The sequence below is a fragment of the Streptomyces sp. GbtcB7 genome (assembly GCF_019091445.1).
GTDB lineage: Bacteria > Actinomycetota > Actinomycetes > Streptomycetales > Streptomycetaceae > Streptomyces > Streptomyces mirabilis.
Genome location: NZ_JAGXJM010000003.1, coordinates 470,488 through 486,345, shown reverse-complemented (window position 1 = coordinate 486,345; position 15,858 = coordinate 470,488). Strand labels below are relative to the sequence as shown.

Here is a 15,858-nt window from a genome sequence, read left to right as displayed (position 1 = left end):
CCGCACCTCCCTCGTGCACCCGGCCTGCTGTGGTGCCGGGCGAAGGGCGTGCGTGCAGCCCCCGGCACCGCCCCGTGCTCCGTGTGGGTTTGGTGCTCATGCCGCCGCCCCCTCGCGTCCCTGACCGCTCTCGGTCCCGTTCTCGATCTCGGCCACGGTGAACGTGGCGCCGCCCCTGCGGGCCCGGACGCTGCCGAGTACGTACCCGCCGGCCGCCGTCAGGACACCGGCCACGATGGCGCCCGCGCGGCCCGCGCCGCCCGGACGGGCGAGCAGGGCGTCGCGCAGCCCGCGGGCCACCCCGGCGGGCAGGACGCGGGTCGTGTAGCGGCGCTCCGACTCGAGGCCCTTGTCGGCGCCGACGCTCCGGGCGACCAGGGCCTTGGAGAGGCCCTCGGCGTAGGCGCGGGTGCGGAAGTACGCGAAGTGCTCGCGTGGTTCGGGTACCCGGTGGTGGATGACCGCGCGGTCGTCGATCAGCAGGATCGCGTCCGGCCGGGCGCGGGTGAGGCGGATGCACAGCTCCGTCTCCTCGCAGCCCAGCGGACGCTTGTCGCCGTCGCGGCCGATGCCGATCGCGAAGCCGCCCGCCGCGTCGAACGCCGTACGACGGAAAGAAGCGTTTCCGCCCAGGACGTTGCGGACCTGGACCCGGCCCGGCGGCAGGCCCTTGTACGTGCAGCCCACCACCCAGTCGAACTCCTCGGGGAACCAGGCGGGCCGGCGACCCGACGCCCAGATCGGCATCGTACGGCCGCCGACGGCCATGACCCGTGGGTCGGCGTATCCCGAGGCGAAGTGGCGTAGCCAGTCGCGCTCGGCCACGGCGTCGTCGTCGAGGAACGCGATGATCTCGCCGTGCGCGACGGCGATCCCGGTGTTGCGGCCCGCGGACAGGCCGCGCGGGCCCGCGTTGGCGAGCACCCGTACCGCGTCGGTCTCCTTGTACTCCCTGCTCAGCCGGTCGAGCAGGGCGGCGTTGTGGTCCACGACGAGGAGCGTCTCCAGGGCGGGCAGCGACTGCGCCCGCACCGAGGAGACCGCCGCGAGGATGTCCTCCCAGCGGTCCTCGGTGTAGACGCAGATCACCACAGAGATGTCGGGACTGCTCAAGACACCTCTCCCTGGCCCGAGTCGAGCTGGGCGGCGTGCGGCCTGCGGCGCAGAGCACGCCGGTTGGAACGCTCACCCATGATGACCTTGAGCACCCGGAACCCGTCCCGCACGGCCCGCAGATTGCTCGTGCCGTGGATGCGGAGGTACTCGTGGCTGGGGATCTCCTGCACCTTGAGCCCGGCCTTGACCACCCGGATGTTCATCAGGGTCTCGACCTCGAAGCCGGTGCAGTCGAGTTCGATCTGGTCCAGGCAGTGCCGCCAGAACGCGTTGTAGCCGTAGCAGAGGTCGGTGTAGCGGGCGCCGAACTTGGCGTTGACGGCCGCGCACAGCACTCGGTTGCCCAGCTTGCGGATCGGTGTCATGTCGGAGGTGCCGCCGCCGTTGGCGAACCGCGACCCCTTGGCGAAGTCCGCCCCGGACACCAGCGCGGACACATACGACACGATCTCGTGGCCGTCGGCCGAGCCGTCCGCGTCGACCATCACGATGATGTCGCCGGTGCACGCCTCGAATCCGGTGATCAGGGCGTCGCCCTTGCCCTTTCCCTGCTGCTCGACGACCTTGACGTCGGGCCACAGTTCACGGGCCACCTCGACGGTGTTGTCGGTGGAATTGCCGTCGACAAGAACCACTTCGTGTATCCAGGCGGGAAGGGTCTTGAAGACGTACGGGAGATTCTCCGCCTCATTCATGGCGGGAATCACGACACTCACCGGTGGCGCGATGGCCAGGTGAGAGGAGATCGGCCGGTACTTGCCGGCCATTAACGGATCTTCGCCCGATACGGCTGGGCGCAGGACTGAGCTCATGAGTCTGGTCCCTCTCGTCCGGTGGACCGCCCGCCCCTGGGCGGTCCGGCTTTTAGTCCGGTTCGAAAGGGGGGTTCTCACTCACGGCATGACGAAATGGATCTCCGTGCATGCCGGGTGAGCTGGCAAAGCTGGCCGATTCCGAAGGCGGAAGTCCGAAGACGGAAGCCCGAGGACGGAATTCCGGATGCGGAAACCGGTCGCGCGGCACGACTCGGCACAAGTGTGGTCACCGAGCACGGCACCCCCCTACCGCGCCCCGCGCCGGACCCTCTTCGCGATCTTGAGCCCTCCCCTAGATCGCATGTGCGTGATGGTCCGATGCGGGTGAGATGTATGACGGTATTGACGATTACGCCCATATGGCAAGGCCTGGAACGACGCCTCACGTTTTTGTTGGTTTGGCCGTTACCTAACGACTCGAACGGATTTTCCCCATCCGCTTGCGCAGTCGTCTTGCCGCCACCAGGAGGAGAACAAGAGAGCTGATCGCCGTCACGGCCACGATCCCGCCATGGACCGACCACCGGTGCACCGCCAGCATGCCCTGGGCGACAAGGAGGTCGACGGCGATCGCTCCCGCGACGGACACCACCGTGCGGGCGAAGGGATCCAGCCCCCGCAGCGCGGCCCCGATGGCGGCTCCTGGTGCGGCGAGCAGGAAGAAGAGCGTGAACGGGCCGCGCAGGGAAGAGTTCACGTCGGCGAGCGCGAGTACCGCGCCGACCCCCGCGACGGCCACCGCCATGCCCGCGAGCAGCGGGACCAGGTCCCTCCCCGGATCCTGTCCCGACCGCTTGTCACTGTCTGATGAAGGTGACTTGATGCCTATGGTCTGCATTGGCGACTTTGCCCCCTGAAGCGCCGGATGCCGGGCTTCAATGTCGCGCAGCGGGCTGGGAGTCGTCAAGACGCGGTAGGCGCTCATGGGGCCTTCTTGGTCGACTTCAAACATGCGGCGCGAGTGTTCACCGCGTGTTCCCCGGAGGCGCCGGCCGCCTCCGGGGAACCGCGTTGTGGGGCGGGCGGGTTGAGGCGTCGCGGGACGATCTTCGGCGCGACCCGTATCGGCGCACGGCTGTGGAGCAGCCGTCCATGCGTGCGGCTCAAGGGAGTTGACGCCCCGTCATCGCGTCGTGCGAGGGGCCGCAGGGGGCGAAAAGTCTTGGCATGGACACTTCCTGTCAACACGCGTAGCTGCTACGACAGTTGTGGCAGAGATCCTGCTAAAGGGAGGTTCCATGAGACGTTCCCGAATTACGGCATACGTGACCTCACTCCTCCTCGCCGTCGGCGTCGCCCTCACCGGGGCCGCGACGGCGCAGGCGTCCGGAACCGTCGCGGCCACCGGCTACGTGGCCCTCGGCGACTCCTATTCGTCCGGTGTCGGCGCGGGCAGCTACATCAGCTCGAGCGGCGACTGCTTGCGCAGCACGAAGGCGTACCCCTATCTCTGGGCCGCCGCCCATTCACCCTCGTCGTTCGACTTCACGGCCTGCTCGGGCGCCCGTACGGGTGACGTCCTGGCGAACCAGCTGGGCCCGCTCAGCTCCTCGACCGGCCTCGTCTCTCTCAGCATCGGCGGCAACGACGCTGGCTTCGCGGACGTCATGACGACATGTGTGCTCCAGTCCGACAGCGGCTGCCTGTCCCGCATCGCCACCGCCAAGGCATACGTCGACTCCACGCTCCCCGGCCAACTCGACTCCGTCTACTCCGCGATCAGCTCGAAGGCGCCCGCCGCCCACGTGGTCGTCCTCGGCTACCCCAGGTTCTACAAACTGGGCGCGACCTGCCTCGGCCTCTCCGACACCAAGCGCGCCGCGATCAACGGCGCCGCCGACTACCTGGACAGCGCCATCGCCAAGCGCGCCGCCGACCACGGCTTCACCTTCGGCGACGTCAGGAGCACCTTCACCGGTCACGAGCTCTGCTCCGGCAGCGCCTGGCTGCACAGCCTGAACCTGCTGAACATCACCGAGTCGTACCACCCCACCGCGGCCGGCCACTCCGGCGGCTATCTGCCGGTCTTCACCTCGGCCGCCTGACCGCCCCTCACGGAGACGTGGAAGCGGAGGCCTCGTCCGACGGGGTCTCCGTCACGCATGTCACCGAGAACGGCACCGAGTTGGACGTCGTCCGGACGGGGCTGCGCACCTCCACGCTGATCTCGTTCTGGAAGATCCCGCTCGCGTTGTACGTCGTCAAGAAGATCGACTTCTGTTTGGTCCTGCCACCGTCGGACGAGAACGACAGGGTCTTCCAGCCCGGGTCGGACACCTCGCCCGTCTTCAGCACCCAGCGGTACTGGACGTCCACCGGTACACGGCCCACCGTGAAGGTCGCCGTGAAGGTCGGCGCCTGGGCCTGGGGCGGCGGGCAGGAACCGGAGTAGTCGGTGTGCGCACCCGCGACCGTCACCTGCACGGACTGGGCCGGCGGCGAGCTCGCAGAAGCGCTGCTCGACGGACTGGCCGAGGCAGTGGAGTCGCCCGGTGCGGCCGTGTTGCCCTTGCTGCTGCTCGCGGACGGCGAACTCCCGCCACTGGAACCGCTCTTGGTGCCACTCCCGCTGCTGCTGTCGTTGCTGCTCCCGCCGCCGTTGTCACGGTTCATCAAGGCGTACGTCAGTCCGCCCAGCGCGAGCGCGAGCACGATCACGCCCGCGATCACGGCGGCGGCCGCGCGCCGGTTGCGTACCGGCTCCGTGGAGGTGGGGGTGTCGGTGTACGGCGGATACGGCGTGTAACCCGGCTGCGGTCCCTGCGGAGAGGTCCGGGACGGCTGCATGGGAGGTCCGAATCCCGGCGGCTGCTGCGCGGGTTGGGAGAACGAGGAGATCGTCGGCGACTGGGCCGTCGGCGACGGCGGTCCCGCGGCCGGGAAGCCGCCCGCGGCGACGAGCCGCAGATCGCTCTCCGCCTGCGCGGCGCTCAGCCGCTCGGCCGGGTCCTTCCTCAGCAGACCCTCGATCACGGGCGCGAGCGGCCCCGCGCGGCGCGGCGGGGGCAGCGGCTCGTCGACGATGGCCCGCAGAGTGCTCAGCGGGGTGTTGTGACGGAAGGGCGAGTTGCCCTCGACCGTCGCGTACAACAGGACGCCGAGCGACCACAGGTCGGACTCGGGCCCGGGCGTACGACCGAGCGCCCGCTCGGGGGCGAGGAACTCGGGCGAACCGATGACCTCGCCCGTCATCGTCAGCGCCGAACTGCCCTCGACCGTAGCGATACCGAAGTCCGTGAGGACCACCCGGCCCTCGTTCGACAGCAGCACGTTGGCCGGTTTCACATCGCGGTGCAGCACCCCGGCCTCGTGCGCGGCCCGCAGGGCGGAGAGCACCTCGGCGCCGATGTCGGCGGCGCGCTGCGGCGACTGCGGGCCCTCGGAGTCCAGCAGGTCGGACAGGGCGATGCCGCGGACGAGTTCCATGACGATCCAGGGGCGGCCGTCCTGCGTCGCCACGTCGTACACCGTCACCACATTGCGGTTCGCGACCCGGGCCGCGGCCCACGCCTCGCGTTCCAGCCGGGCGTACATCCGCTCCACGTCGTGCGCCGGGATCCCGGCGGGCGCACGGACCTCCTTGACGGCGACCTCGCGGTGCAGCACCTCGTCACGGGCGCGCCACACGGTCCCCATACCGCCCTCGCCCAAGGGGGAGAGGAGGCGGTAGCGGCCCGCGATCACACGTTCACTGCCCGGCTCTTCGGACACGGGTGCCCCCCATTCGTATCCGCTGTGCATCCGCGTGATGTCTCTTCGCGATGTCTGTTCGCGTGATTTCTCCACAAAAGTAGCTCAGCCGAGTGCGGATGCCGCCCCCTTGAACACCAATCCAGCTCCCAGGGCGACGACGATCAACGCCGAACCCAGGGGAGCGGTCCTGCGGATCAGGGCCGCGGCCGGTCCCCCGGCCCACCGGGGACGCTTCGCCAGCGCCCGGTTCATCCCGTCGCCCAGCTTGACGACGGCGAACCCGGCCGCCGTGAGCGTCAGGGCGAGACCGACGCCGTACGCCAGGACGAGAAGTAGGCCGAACCACGCCTGTCCCAGCGCCGCCGCGCCCACCAGGACGACCACGGCGGAGGGGCTGGGCACGAGTCCGCCGGCGAATCCGAGCAGGATCGTCCCGCGGAGGGTGGGGGCCACCTCGTGGGTGTGGGTGAAGCCGCCGTGGGTGTGTTCGAGGGTGGGGGAGACGGCGGGGTCGTGCGAGTGGGGGTGAGGGTGGGGGTGAAGGTGGGGGTGAGGGTGGGGGTGCGCGTGGTCGTGGGAATGTCCGCGCTCGTGCCCGTGTGTGTGCGGCTTGCTGTCCGTCGCTGCCGCCGCTGCCGTCGCGGCGGAAGCGTGGGCGTGGGCGAGGACCAGGGGGCGTTCGCGCTCTTCCGCGTGCTCGTGGCCGTGCTCGTGTTCGTGCTCGTCAGCGTGGCTGTGCGCGTGGTGGTCATGGGCGTGGTCGTGCGCGTGTCCGTGGGCGTGGTCGTGGGCGTGCTCAAGTCCGGGTCGCCGCGGCCGGTTGCGCCAGGCCCGGCGTACGAGCGTGGCACCCGCGAAGGTCACCAGGACGCCGCTGGCGATGCCGAGCCACGCGATCACGGAGGGCGCCGCGGCCGAACCGGCCGTCACCAGGAGGCCGAGGGCGACCACGCCCAGGGTGTGGGTGACCGTGACGGAGGCGGCCAGCGGCAGCACGTCCCGCAGCCCCGCCTTGCCGCCGCGCGCCGCGGCCGTCGCGGCCATCAGGGTCTTGCCGTGACCGGGCGCGAGCGCGTGCATCGCGCCCAGGAACACGGAGATGAGCAGGGCCAGCGCGGCGAAGCCGACGGTGAGGTGATGACGGGCCACCAGGTTGTTCAGCGCCTCGGTCCAGCGGTCGGCGCCCCGGGGCAGTACGGAGGCGCCGGGGGCCTGCGACCGCTCCTCGACGAGCGCGGGGCCGCCGGGGCGAATCCGCAGGGACGCGGTCGCGGTGTCGGCGGGGGAGGAGAGCAGTGCCTTGGGGTAACCGGTCAGTTCGTGCGACACCGACTTGGTCGGTACGTCCGAGGCGGTGAGCGTCATCCGGTCGCCGCGCGCGGTGATCTCGCGCCAACCGGGTCCCCGGTCGGCACCGGCGCTGTGGAAGCCGAGCGAGACCGTGCCCTGCTTGGGCAGCGCGGCCGTCAACCGGCACTCCACGCGCAGGGTGTTGAGCCCGGCCTGTCCGGGGCGCAGCTTCGCCCGGCTCGTGGCGACGGAGAGCGCGGCCGGATGTCCGTCGACGGTGACCTTGCTGCCGTTCGCGGCCGTCTCACAGCGCTGCCGGGCCCAGTCCGTCATACCGAGCTTCTCGAGGTCGGGCTTGGCCTGGGTGGCCGGGATCTCGGCGAGGTCCTCGACGTGGTCGACGCGCAGCTGCCCGGGGGCGGCGACGAGTCCGTCGTACCGGTTGACGGTGAAGTTGCCGAGCGGATGCGCGCTCGCGGCCCCGGTGGGGACGAGGACGAGGGCGCAGGCGGCGGTGAGGACGGCCGCGCAGGAGGCGAACAGCCGACGCGACCTCCCCCGCGGGGACTTCGCCCGTCGGCCGCGCGTTCGAGGGGGCCTCACTTGCTCTCCCCCAGAGCCTTGCGAGCCGCACGGGCACCCAGGGGTGAGAAGCCCGCGTTCAGGTCGAGGGCCGACCTCAGCGAGGCGCGGGCCTCCTTCTCGTGACCGGTGGCGCGCTCGATCATGCCGCGGTGGTAGAGGAAGGACGCGTTGCGGTAGCCGGTGGCCGTGGCCTGGCGGGAGTACGGCAGAGCTTCCTCGTCGCGGCCGTTGACGTGCAGCGCCCAGGCGAGCGCGTCCGCCGTGTGCACGGTGTGGCGGCGGGCCCACTCGGCGCGGGCCGCCTTGAGCGCGTCCCCGCGGTTGCCGTGGTCGGCGGCGGCGAGGGCGGTGTCCAGGTCGGCGTTGACACCGTAGGAATGGGCCAGCGAGACCCAGGCGGTCACCAGGGCGTACTGGTCGCGGGCCTTCTGCGCGTCGCCTGCCCGGCCGCGCGCCTCGTACAACTCACCCAGTTCGACGAGCGGTTGGGGGAGCGGATAGCGCTCCACGACCTGTTCCATGCCCTTGATCGCCGCCGCCTGGTCGCCCTTCGCGGCCTGGGTGCGGGCGCGGCCCTCGAGGGCGGGGAGGTAGCTGTCGTCGGCGGCCAGGGCTCGGGCGTAGTACTTCAGCGCGGAGTCGTAGTCGCCCTGGTTCCAGGCGAGTTGGCCGAGCGCCGCCGCCACGTACGAGACGTCGCCCCGGCTCGTCGCCGTGTCGAGCGCCTGCTGAAGGACGCGGCGGGCGGTCTGCACATCGCCGCGCAGCTCGTGGACGTAGGCGTACCGGGTGAAGACGGGGACGCCCGGTCGGCGCGAGTCGGCCAGGTCGGCGGCCTTCGAGGCGTCGGCGTAGCGGCCGAGTTCGACGAGCGCGTCGATACGGGAGGAGAGGGCGCGCTCGCTGTACGGGTTCTCCTTCAGCACCTTGTCCGCGTACGTCAGGGCGCCGGTGAAGTCGTGCCGCGCCGCGGCGAGGGCGGCGCGGCCGGCGAGCGCCGACTCGTTGTCGGGACGCAGCTTCAGGGAGCGGTCCAGTGCCTGCTGCGCCTGGGGGTAGCGGGAGGGGTCGCCCTTGGTGCGGGCCTGTTCGACGTACGCGAGTCCGAGGGTGGCCCAGCTGTCGAAGTCCTTGGGCTGGGTGCGGAGATGGGCCTGCAGCGAGGTGATGCTGGCGTCCAGGTCCCCGCCGGCCAGCAACTCCGGTGACACGGCGCCGGTCGTGGCGGCGACCGCGGTGCCCGAGCCGTCCCGCAGGGCCCCGACGATCACGGCCCCGGCGGTGAGAGCGAGGGCCAACGAGGCGGCGCAGAGGCCGAGTTGGACCGCCCGCCAGCGACGTGTCGAGGCGGACACCCGCCGGACGGCGGCGACGCGTTCATCGGCCACGGGCGGCTGGTCTTCCGCCACGGGCACGTGGTCTTCGGGCACGGGCGGCTCGGCTTCGGCTTCGGGTTCGGGCAAGTGATCCTCGGTCACCGGCAGCTTGGCTTCGGGTTCGGGCTCGGAAGCGTCGTGCGGAGGCTGTGGGTCGGCCGTCGTCACCTCGTCGGGCTCGCCCTCCGGCGCGCTCTCGTTCGTACGCGGGGACATGCCCTCTCCTCAAAGTCCTTGGGGTGAACGGTCGTCGTGGGGGTGGGGCGGCGCGGCCCGCGGTGTGGGGGGTGGTGGGGCGCGGGCCGCGCCAGTCGGTGGACCGGGCCCGGTCAACGGGCCCGGTCGTCAGGGCCGGTCAGTAGGCCCGGTTGTACATGCGGCGGCGCCACCACATGACGCCGGCGCCGATCAGCAGGACCCCGGCCACGCCCGCCGCCGCGGAGCCCGCGATCAGCATGACGTTCGTGCTGCCGGAGCCCGTCTGCAGGGCGTCACCCAGCTGGTTCTTGACGTTGCTTCCGGCGCCCTTCGCCAGCGGTCCGCGCGAACCCGAGGTGGGCTCGGCCACGTAGGGGAACGACTTCTCGAAGCTCTTGTCGTTCTTGTCGACCGAGTCCGACAGACCGGTCTTCTGGCCGAGGAGTTCACCCTCGACGACCCGCAGCGAGGCATCGATCACGTCGTCGGCGAGCCGACGCCCGTTCGGGAAGCCCGCGTTGTCGCCGTCGAGCACACCGAGCCGCTTGGGGTGCATGCTGGGCTTGATCGAGGTGTTGAGCCGCAGCTCCTCCGCCGGGCGCACCTTGGGCGGCTGGTTGAGGCCCTTCACACCCTTCAGGAACACGTCGACCAGGTCGTTGCGCGGCTCGGCGGGCGCCTTGATCTTGTAGATCGCCTCGATGAGCTTGGGCAGCTCCGGGTTGGTCACGTTCTTCAGGAACTGCGCGTCGTCCCAGGGCGAGGACGCGTTGAACTTGTCCTTGTCCTTCTGCGGGTTGACGACCTCGTTGACCAGCGGGCTGCCCAGGCGCGAGACCTGGGTGTAGTAGCCGCGGGCGTCCTTGCGCTGGACGGTGGACCAGATGCCGACGATCGGCTGCTTCGACGACTCCTGGATCATGTAGTTGGGCACCTGCAGGGCCAGCGTGTTGACGTTGTAGCCCTTGAGCGTGTCCCGCCCGACCTCGGACAGGTTGCCGCCGTACAGCAGGTCGAAGACCCGCAGATCGGCGAAGAAGGGGTCGTCCGCCTGGCCGGCGAAGGTCGTCGAGTCGCCCGCGAGCTTGTACACGGCCTGGTTGCGCAGCTTCGTGTAGTCGGGCATCGAGGCCTTGCCGACGTTCGACGGCGCGACCGGGATGTCGTCCGCGACCTTCGTCTTGGAGACCAGTTTCTGGTTGTGCAGCCGCAGCAGGTCGATGTCGTAGGTCTGCGTGATGTTCAGGTCCGGGTCGTCGAGGCTGTTGACCGGGCCCGTGTTGTAGAGGAACGTGTCGCCGTTCTTGCGGTGCGTCTTGAAGGTGTACCGGTACACCAGCTCGCTCTGCGCGTCACCGTTGTTGTCGATGTGGATGTCGTACTGGGCGTCGTCGGCGAACGTGTAGAAGTTCGGCCCGCCGGCCGGCTCCTCGAAGGGTATGAAGTTCGCGATGACCGTCGTCGTGTCCGGCTTGTCCGGGCTGACGAAGGCGTACAGGTCGGTGTTGTCGTACTGGGGAGTGCCCGAGATGAGCGGGGCCTCCCGGTGACTGGAGGCGGAGGCCGCCCCGGGGTCCAGCGCGGCTACGCCGGCGGCTACGAGCCCCCCGGCAGCCAGCGCACCGCAGACGAGGGTCGCGAGACTCCTGCGTCCCAAGCCACTCCTGGAGATAGGTGTCATGCCGTCCGTCCTCAGTTCCCAATTGCCTGACGCACGCCATTCGGAGCGGTCGCCGGGGTGGATTGGTCGAATCCCAAACGTTCTTACGGCGGGTTTCGCGACTCGTTTCATCGTCGGGCCGGTTTCTTTCACGGCGCTCTCAGAGACCCCTCATCACTCTTTGGCAACCGACCCGCGTTTTGACTGTCGTGATCCGTAACCCATCCGGAGGCGCTCGCGCTGCGAACATGTAGGTGCAGGGACAGGCCGCGCGCGGCCGGAGAGGGGGGAACGAGTGGAGGCGGACGAACTTCTGGTGCTCGTGGCCGGAGGCGACCAGAAGGCATTCGAGGAGCTGTACGGGCAGGTGTCCGGGCCCGTGTTCGGGCTCGTACGCCGTGTGGTGCGGGACGCGGCCCAGTCGGAGGAGGTGTCCCAGGAGGTGCTGCTCGAACTCTGGCGCTCCGCCGCGCGGTTCGACCCCGGCCGGGGCAGCGCCCTGTCCTGGATCCTCACCCTCGCGCACCGCCGGGCCGTCGACCGGGTCCGCAGCGCCCGCGCGGCCACCGAACGCGAGCAGCGCGAGGGGCAGCGCGCCCATCATCCCGCCTTCGACCAGGTCGCCGAGGAGGTGGAGGCCGGGCTCGAACGCGAGTGGGTGCGCCGCTGCCTGGAGCGGCTGACCACCCTGCAACGGCAGTCCGTCACCCTCGCCTACTACGACGGCTACACCTATCGCGAAGTCGCCGAACGCCTCTCCCTGCCGCTCGGCACGGTCAAGACACGTATGCGCGACGGACTGACACGGTTGCGCCACTGCCTGGGAGGTGCGGCATGAGCGCGCGTCGGACACCGCGCCACGGGGACGGCGTGCCGGCCCGTCAACCTGCCGTGCTGGATCAAGAGTTCGCCCGTCAACCTGCCGTGCCGGATCAAGAGTTCGCCCGTCAGTCTGCCGCGCCGGATCAAGAGTTCATCTGCCGGCCTGCCGCGCCGGACCCCGAGTTCGCCCGCCAGGGCCGTGCTCCACACCCGCGGCGCCTTCCCCCCGGCTCCCGACACCCCCGTATCCGCGCCCTGGAACTGCCCAGCCGCGCCCCGCACCCCCAGGGAGGCGTCGTATGAGCGTCCTCGACCGTCTGCTGCGCCGCGATCTGCACTCGCTCGCCGCCCCCTACGCCCTCGACGCGCTGGAACCCGACGAACGCCGCCGCTTCGAGCGTCATCTGCAGGGCTGCCCCCGGTGCGCGGCCGAGGTGCGGGAGCTGGGCGAGGACGCGGTGCGGCTCGCCTGGTCCACCACGGCACCTGCCCCGGCCGCCCTGCGCGAACGGGTCCTGACCGCCGTACGCACGACTCCTCAAGAGGCGCCGGACCCGTCGCATCCCGCCCACCCGTCGCAGGCGTTGCCGAACGGCGTGCCCCGTGGGCGCGCGGCGCACGGGCCCGCGCGCGACCGGACCCCGCGCTTCCGGTCGCTGCTCGCCCCGCTCTCCACCGCCACCGCCGCCGCGGCGCTCGTCGTGGCGTCCCTCTTCGCCGTGCAGGCGACACAGACTCAGGACAAGTTGGACCAGGAGCGGGCCCAGGCGCGTGAGATCGCCCACGTTCTGGCGGCCCCCGACGCCCGGGTGACGAGCGACCGGGACGCACAGGGCCGTGGAATCGGAGTGGTCGCCTCCGCATCGGAGCGGCGCGCCGTCGTGACCTTGAGCGGACTTGCCACTCCGTCAGGGGGGCGCGTGCACCAGTTGTGGCTCATGCGCCCCAACGTGCAACCGCGCTCCCTCGGGCTCTTCGAGGGCGACACGCCCTTGATAGCCGACGGACTGAATACCAACGCCACGTCACTCGCTGTCACGATCGAGCCGCAGGGGGGCTCGGTACAGCCCACCACCAGGCCAGTTGCGCAACTCGCCCTGAAATCGGTTGGATTCGGAGAGTAACCGTCAACACCCTTACGGGGAAGGTGAATCCTGCCGCCGCGATACACGAGTGCCCCGAGGGAGCGATAGGGTTAGCCTGCCCGGGCCGGGTGGACTCGTACGGGTGGGGAGAGACATGGAACAGATAACAGTGCGCAGCAGGGCACGTGTCCCTGCGATCACCTGCGGGAGCAGCGCGACCAGTTCGCGCCTCGACCGCCATCTGGCGGTGCTGGGCGGCCCTGCCGTCCCGCAGCGCGAGACGGCCGAGGCGACCTCGCTGATGCGTGAGCTCACCGCGCGTGACACCGCGCACGACAGCAGTGGGAGGGGCGCGCGCGTACGGCGGGTCTCGCTCTTCGCCCCTCTGAAGCGGCTGCGTCGTTCGCTGTTCGGCGGCCACTAGTACGGTCGCGCGGTACTCGAACCCGCGCTCGGGCGACCACACCGCCCCGGCGTAAGCGCTGCGTTCTCGCCGCCCGTCGTCCCCACGGCACGCAGCGCCGCCCCGGTGTGTTCCCGGAGCGCGGGTGCACCCCCGTTCGTCTTTTCGTGCGCCTCGTTCCCACCCGGCGGCGCGCGGCGGTCTCCTTCTCCCCCTCCTCCCGGCCCTCGGCCGTCGTCAACCCCGGATGCCCGCGCCCCCGTTGGGGTTCATCGCTCCCCGGTCGCGTACCGGCGCACGGCGAGGGGCACGAACACCGCGAGGATGACGGCGCACCAGGTCAGCGCCCCGGCCACCGGATGCGTCACCGGCCAGGCCCCCTCGTCCGGCACCGGTGCGTTCCCGAAGAGGTCCCGCAGTGCGGTGGTCACCGCGCTGATCGGATTCCACTCGGCCACCGTGCGCAGCCAGCCGGGCAGGTTGTCGGTGGGGATGTACGCGTTCGACAGCAACGGCAGGATGAACGTCGCGCCGCCCAGTTGCCCGGCCGCCTCCTCACTCTGTGAGGCGAGCCCCAGCACGATGCCGATCCATGTCGTCGCGAACCGGAAGAGCAGCAGGAGTCCGACGCCGGCCACCGCCCGGAGCGCCGACCCCTCGATCCGCCAGCCCACGGCCAGCCCGACCAGCCTCAGCGGCACCGTGCCCGCGGCGGTGACCACGAGGTCCGCGAGCGCCTGTCCGAGCGGTACGGCGGCCCGGCTCATCGGCAGGGTGCGGAAGCGGTCCATCACGCCCCGGTGCGAGTCCTGGGCGGCCTGGAACATGCCGGTCATGATCCCGTTGGCGGCGGTCGCCACCAGCAGTCCCGGCAGCAGGAAGGCGCGGTACTCCTGTCCGGGTGTCGCGAGGGCGCTGCCGAAGACGTAGCCGAAGAACAGCAGCATCGTGATCGGCATGGACTGGGTGAGGATCAGCAGCCCGGGATTGTGCCGGATCCGCCGCAGGTGCCGCCCCAGCATCGCGGTCCCGTCGTACGCCAACGTGCTCAAGTCACAAGCTCCTTGCGGTCGGTGCGGCCTCCGGTGAGGCGCAGGAAGACGTCGTCGAGCGTCGGCGGGCGCAGGCTCGCGTCGAGCAGTGGCACCCCCGCGGCGTCGAGTTCACGGACGAGCCGGGGCAGGGTCAGGGTCGGATCGGTGGTCACCGCCCCGACCGCGTGCCGCTCCGGGGCGAACGCCGGTTCGGAGCCGGTGAGCCGGTCGAGGACGGCCGCCGCGCCGGGCATCGCGTCGGCGTGGGCGACGACGACCTCCGCGTACGAGCCGATGAGCGCCTTGAGTTCGGCGGGCGATCCGGTGTGCGCGACCCGGCCGTGGTCCACGAGCGCGATGTCGTCGGCGAGCCGGTCGGCCTCCTCCAGGTACTGCGTGGTCAGCACCACGGTCGTGCCCTCGCCCCGCAGGGCGCGCACGGCCTCCCAGATCTGGTTGCGGCTGGCCGGGTCGAGCCCGGTGGTGGGTTCGTCGAGGAAGAGCACCTCGGGGCGGCGGATCAGGCTCGCCGCGAGGTCGAGGCGGCGCCGCATACCGCCCGAGTAGGTGGACGCGGGCCGGTCGGCGGCCTCGGCGAGCCCGAAGCGTTCGAGGAGTTCACCGGCGCGCGTGGGAGCGTTCCGCATCCGGTGCAGCCGCGCGAACAGCCGCAGGTTCTCCCGGCCGGTGAGGTCGCCGTCGACGGAGGCGTACTGCCCGGTGACCCCGATGGCGCCGCGCACCGCGGCCGCCTCCCGTACGAGGTCGTGCCCGGCGACCCGCGCGGACCCCGCGTCGGGCCGCAGCAGGGTGGTGAGCAGGCGCACCGCCGTGGTCTTGCCCGCGCCGTTCGGTCCGAGCACCCCGCAGACGGTGCCCTCGGCCACCGCGAGATCGAGCCCGCGCACCGCGTGGACGACCTCCCCCTTGGTCCCGAAGCTCTTCTCCAGACCTTCACTAAGTACGGCGTACGTAGTTGTCATGGGGTGACCATAGCGCACTGCGTACGCTGTACGTAACTAGGATGGTGGCGAGGTGATCGACGACATGACAGGGCGCAGTGCCGTACCCGAAGTGATCTGGGCCCGCCCCGAGCGCGCGGGCCGTGGTCCGCGGGCGGCCCACAGCCGGGCGGACATCGCGGCCGCCGCGGTGCGGATCGCGGACGCGGACGGGCTCGACGCGGTCTCGATGCGGCATGTGGCCACCGAACTGGGCTGCGGCACGATGTCGCTGTACAACTACGTCCCGCGCAAGGAGGACCTGTACGAGCTGATGGTTGACGCCATCAGCGGTGAGCACGACTCCTGGGAGGCGACGGGCGACTGGCGCGCCGACATGCTCCGCGTCGCCCATCAGACCCGTGCCCTCATGCACCGCCACCCGTGGCTGCCGCGCCTGATGTCCCCGGTCTACGGCTTCAGCCCCAACGCCCTGCGCTACCTGGAGCACTGTCTCGTCTGCCTCGACCCGCTGGACGCGTCGTACGGCACGAAGATGGAGCTGATCGCGATGCTCAACGGCGTGGTGACGACGTACGTCGGCAACGAACTGGCCACCGCCGAGCGCACCCGCTCGCTGCCCTGGTCCGCGGAGCAGGAGCAGGCGATGCGGATCGCCTACCTCGGCAACCGGATCGCGACCGGCGCGTATCCGCGGATGGCGGCCGCCTTCACGCAGGACGCGGGCCCGATCGACCTGGAGGCGGTGTTCGAGCGGGCGCTGGGGCGGGTGCTGGACGCGTTCGAACCGAGGGGTTAGATCTACGGGGCTGTCGGACC

The 15,858-nt window shown here is 70.8% G+C and carries 14 protein-coding genes; 5 read left to right on the top strand and 9 right to left on the bottom strand.

Annotation, left to right across the window (positions count from 1 at the left end; genetic code table 11):
* Positions 1 to 96: 96 nt before the first annotated feature.
* The 3 genes from KVT44_RS07525 to KVT44_RS07515 form a co-directional block, all read right to left on the bottom strand.
* Complete coding sequence (locus KVT44_RS07525; RefSeq protein WP_217566463.1) at positions 97 to 1,113, bottom strand: glycosyltransferase family 2 protein; 1,017 nt, start codon at positions 1,111 to 1,113, stop codon at positions 97 to 99.
* A complete protein-coding gene (locus tag KVT44_RS07520; RefSeq protein ID WP_054231071.1) occupies positions 1,110 to 1,928 on the bottom strand; it encodes a glycosyltransferase family 2 protein in 819 nt (272 codons plus the stop codon). Before KVT44_RS07520 ends, KVT44_RS07525 begins: the two co-directional genes overlap by 4 nt.
* A gap of 412 nt (positions 1,929 to 2,340) precedes the next feature.
* The gene (locus tag KVT44_RS07515) at positions 2,341 to 2,769 is read right to left on the bottom strand and encodes a hypothetical protein (RefSeq protein WP_217566462.1); all 429 of its coding nucleotides are present in this window, start codon (positions 2,767 to 2,769) and stop codon (positions 2,341 to 2,343) included.
* 400 nt (positions 2,770 to 3,169) lie between these two features.
* On the opposite strand from KVT44_RS07515, the gene KVT44_RS07510 reads away from it, so the two are divergent.
* Positions 3,170 to 3,976 carry an SGNH/GDSL hydrolase family protein gene (locus tag KVT44_RS07510; RefSeq protein ID WP_075027770.1) on the top strand — a complete coding sequence of 269 codons (807 nt, stop codon included), beginning with the start codon at positions 3,170 to 3,172 and terminating at the stop codon, positions 3,974 to 3,976.
* Between the two features lie 7 nt (positions 3,977 to 3,983).
* Here the strand turns inward: KVT44_RS07510 and KVT44_RS07505 are convergent, their stop codons facing one another.
* From KVT44_RS07505 to KVT44_RS07490, 4 genes are all read right to left on the bottom strand, one after another.
* On the bottom strand, positions 3,984 to 5,642 hold the full coding sequence (locus KVT44_RS07505) for a protein kinase (protein ID WP_308313927.1): 1,659 nt from the start codon (positions 5,640 to 5,642) through the stop codon (positions 3,984 to 3,986).
* A gap of 84 nt (positions 5,643 to 5,726) precedes the next feature.
* Positions 5,727 to 7,517 (bottom strand): sulfite exporter TauE/SafE family protein, encoded by a 1,791-nt coding sequence (locus KVT44_RS07500; RefSeq protein WP_217566460.1) that lies wholly within the window; start codon positions 7,515 to 7,517, stop codon positions 5,727 to 5,729.
* On the bottom strand, positions 7,514 to 9,091 hold the full coding sequence (locus KVT44_RS07495; RefSeq protein WP_217566459.1) for a lipopolysaccharide assembly protein LapB: 1,578 nt from the start codon (positions 9,089 to 9,091) through the stop codon (positions 7,514 to 7,516). Before KVT44_RS07495 ends, KVT44_RS07500 begins: the two co-directional genes overlap by 4 nt.
* Before the next feature lie 139 nt (positions 9,092 to 9,230).
* Entirely contained in the window at positions 9,231 to 10,754 is a 1,524-nt protein-coding gene (locus tag KVT44_RS07490; protein ID WP_217566458.1) for a DUF4331 domain-containing protein, read from the bottom strand.
* Positions 10,755 to 11,028: 274 nt separating this feature from the next.
* On the opposite strand from KVT44_RS07490, the gene KVT44_RS07485 reads away from it, so the two are divergent.
* From KVT44_RS07485 to KVT44_RS07475, 3 genes are all read left to right on the top strand, one after another.
* Positions 11,029 to 11,571 (top strand): sigma-70 family RNA polymerase sigma factor, encoded by a 543-nt coding sequence (locus tag KVT44_RS07485; protein WP_075027766.1) that lies wholly within the window; start codon positions 11,029 to 11,031, stop codon positions 11,569 to 11,571.
* A gap of 283 nt (positions 11,572 to 11,854) precedes the next feature.
* Entirely contained in the window at positions 11,855 to 12,679 is an 825-nt protein-coding gene (locus KVT44_RS07480) for an anti-sigma factor (protein WP_217566457.1), read from the top strand.
* A 115-nt stretch (positions 12,680 to 12,794) separates the two neighbouring features.
* Positions 12,795 to 13,064, top strand: a complete 270-nt coding sequence (locus tag KVT44_RS07475) for a hypothetical protein (protein WP_054231078.1) — start codon at positions 12,795 to 12,797, stop codon at positions 13,062 to 13,064.
* Between the two features lie 248 nt (positions 13,065 to 13,312).
* On the opposite strand, the gene KVT44_RS07470 is transcribed toward KVT44_RS07475, so the two are convergent.
* Complete coding sequence (locus KVT44_RS07470) at positions 13,313 to 14,065, bottom strand: ABC transporter permease (protein WP_217566515.1); 753 nt, start codon at positions 14,063 to 14,065, stop codon at positions 13,313 to 13,315.
* Between the two features lie 26 nt (positions 14,066 to 14,091).
* The gene (locus KVT44_RS07465; protein WP_217566456.1) at positions 14,092 to 15,060 is read right to left on the bottom strand and encodes an ATP-binding cassette domain-containing protein; all 969 of its coding nucleotides are present in this window, start codon (positions 15,058 to 15,060) and stop codon (positions 14,092 to 14,094) included.
* Between the two features lie 64 nt (positions 15,061 to 15,124).
* Here KVT44_RS07465 and KVT44_RS07460 point away from each other — a divergent pair, with 64 nt between their 5' ends.
* The gene (locus tag KVT44_RS07460) at positions 15,125 to 15,838 is read left to right on the top strand and encodes a TetR/AcrR family transcriptional regulator (protein WP_217566455.1); all 714 of its coding nucleotides are present in this window, start codon (positions 15,125 to 15,127) and stop codon (positions 15,836 to 15,838) included.
* The last annotated feature ends 20 nt before the right edge of the window (positions 15,839 to 15,858 follow it).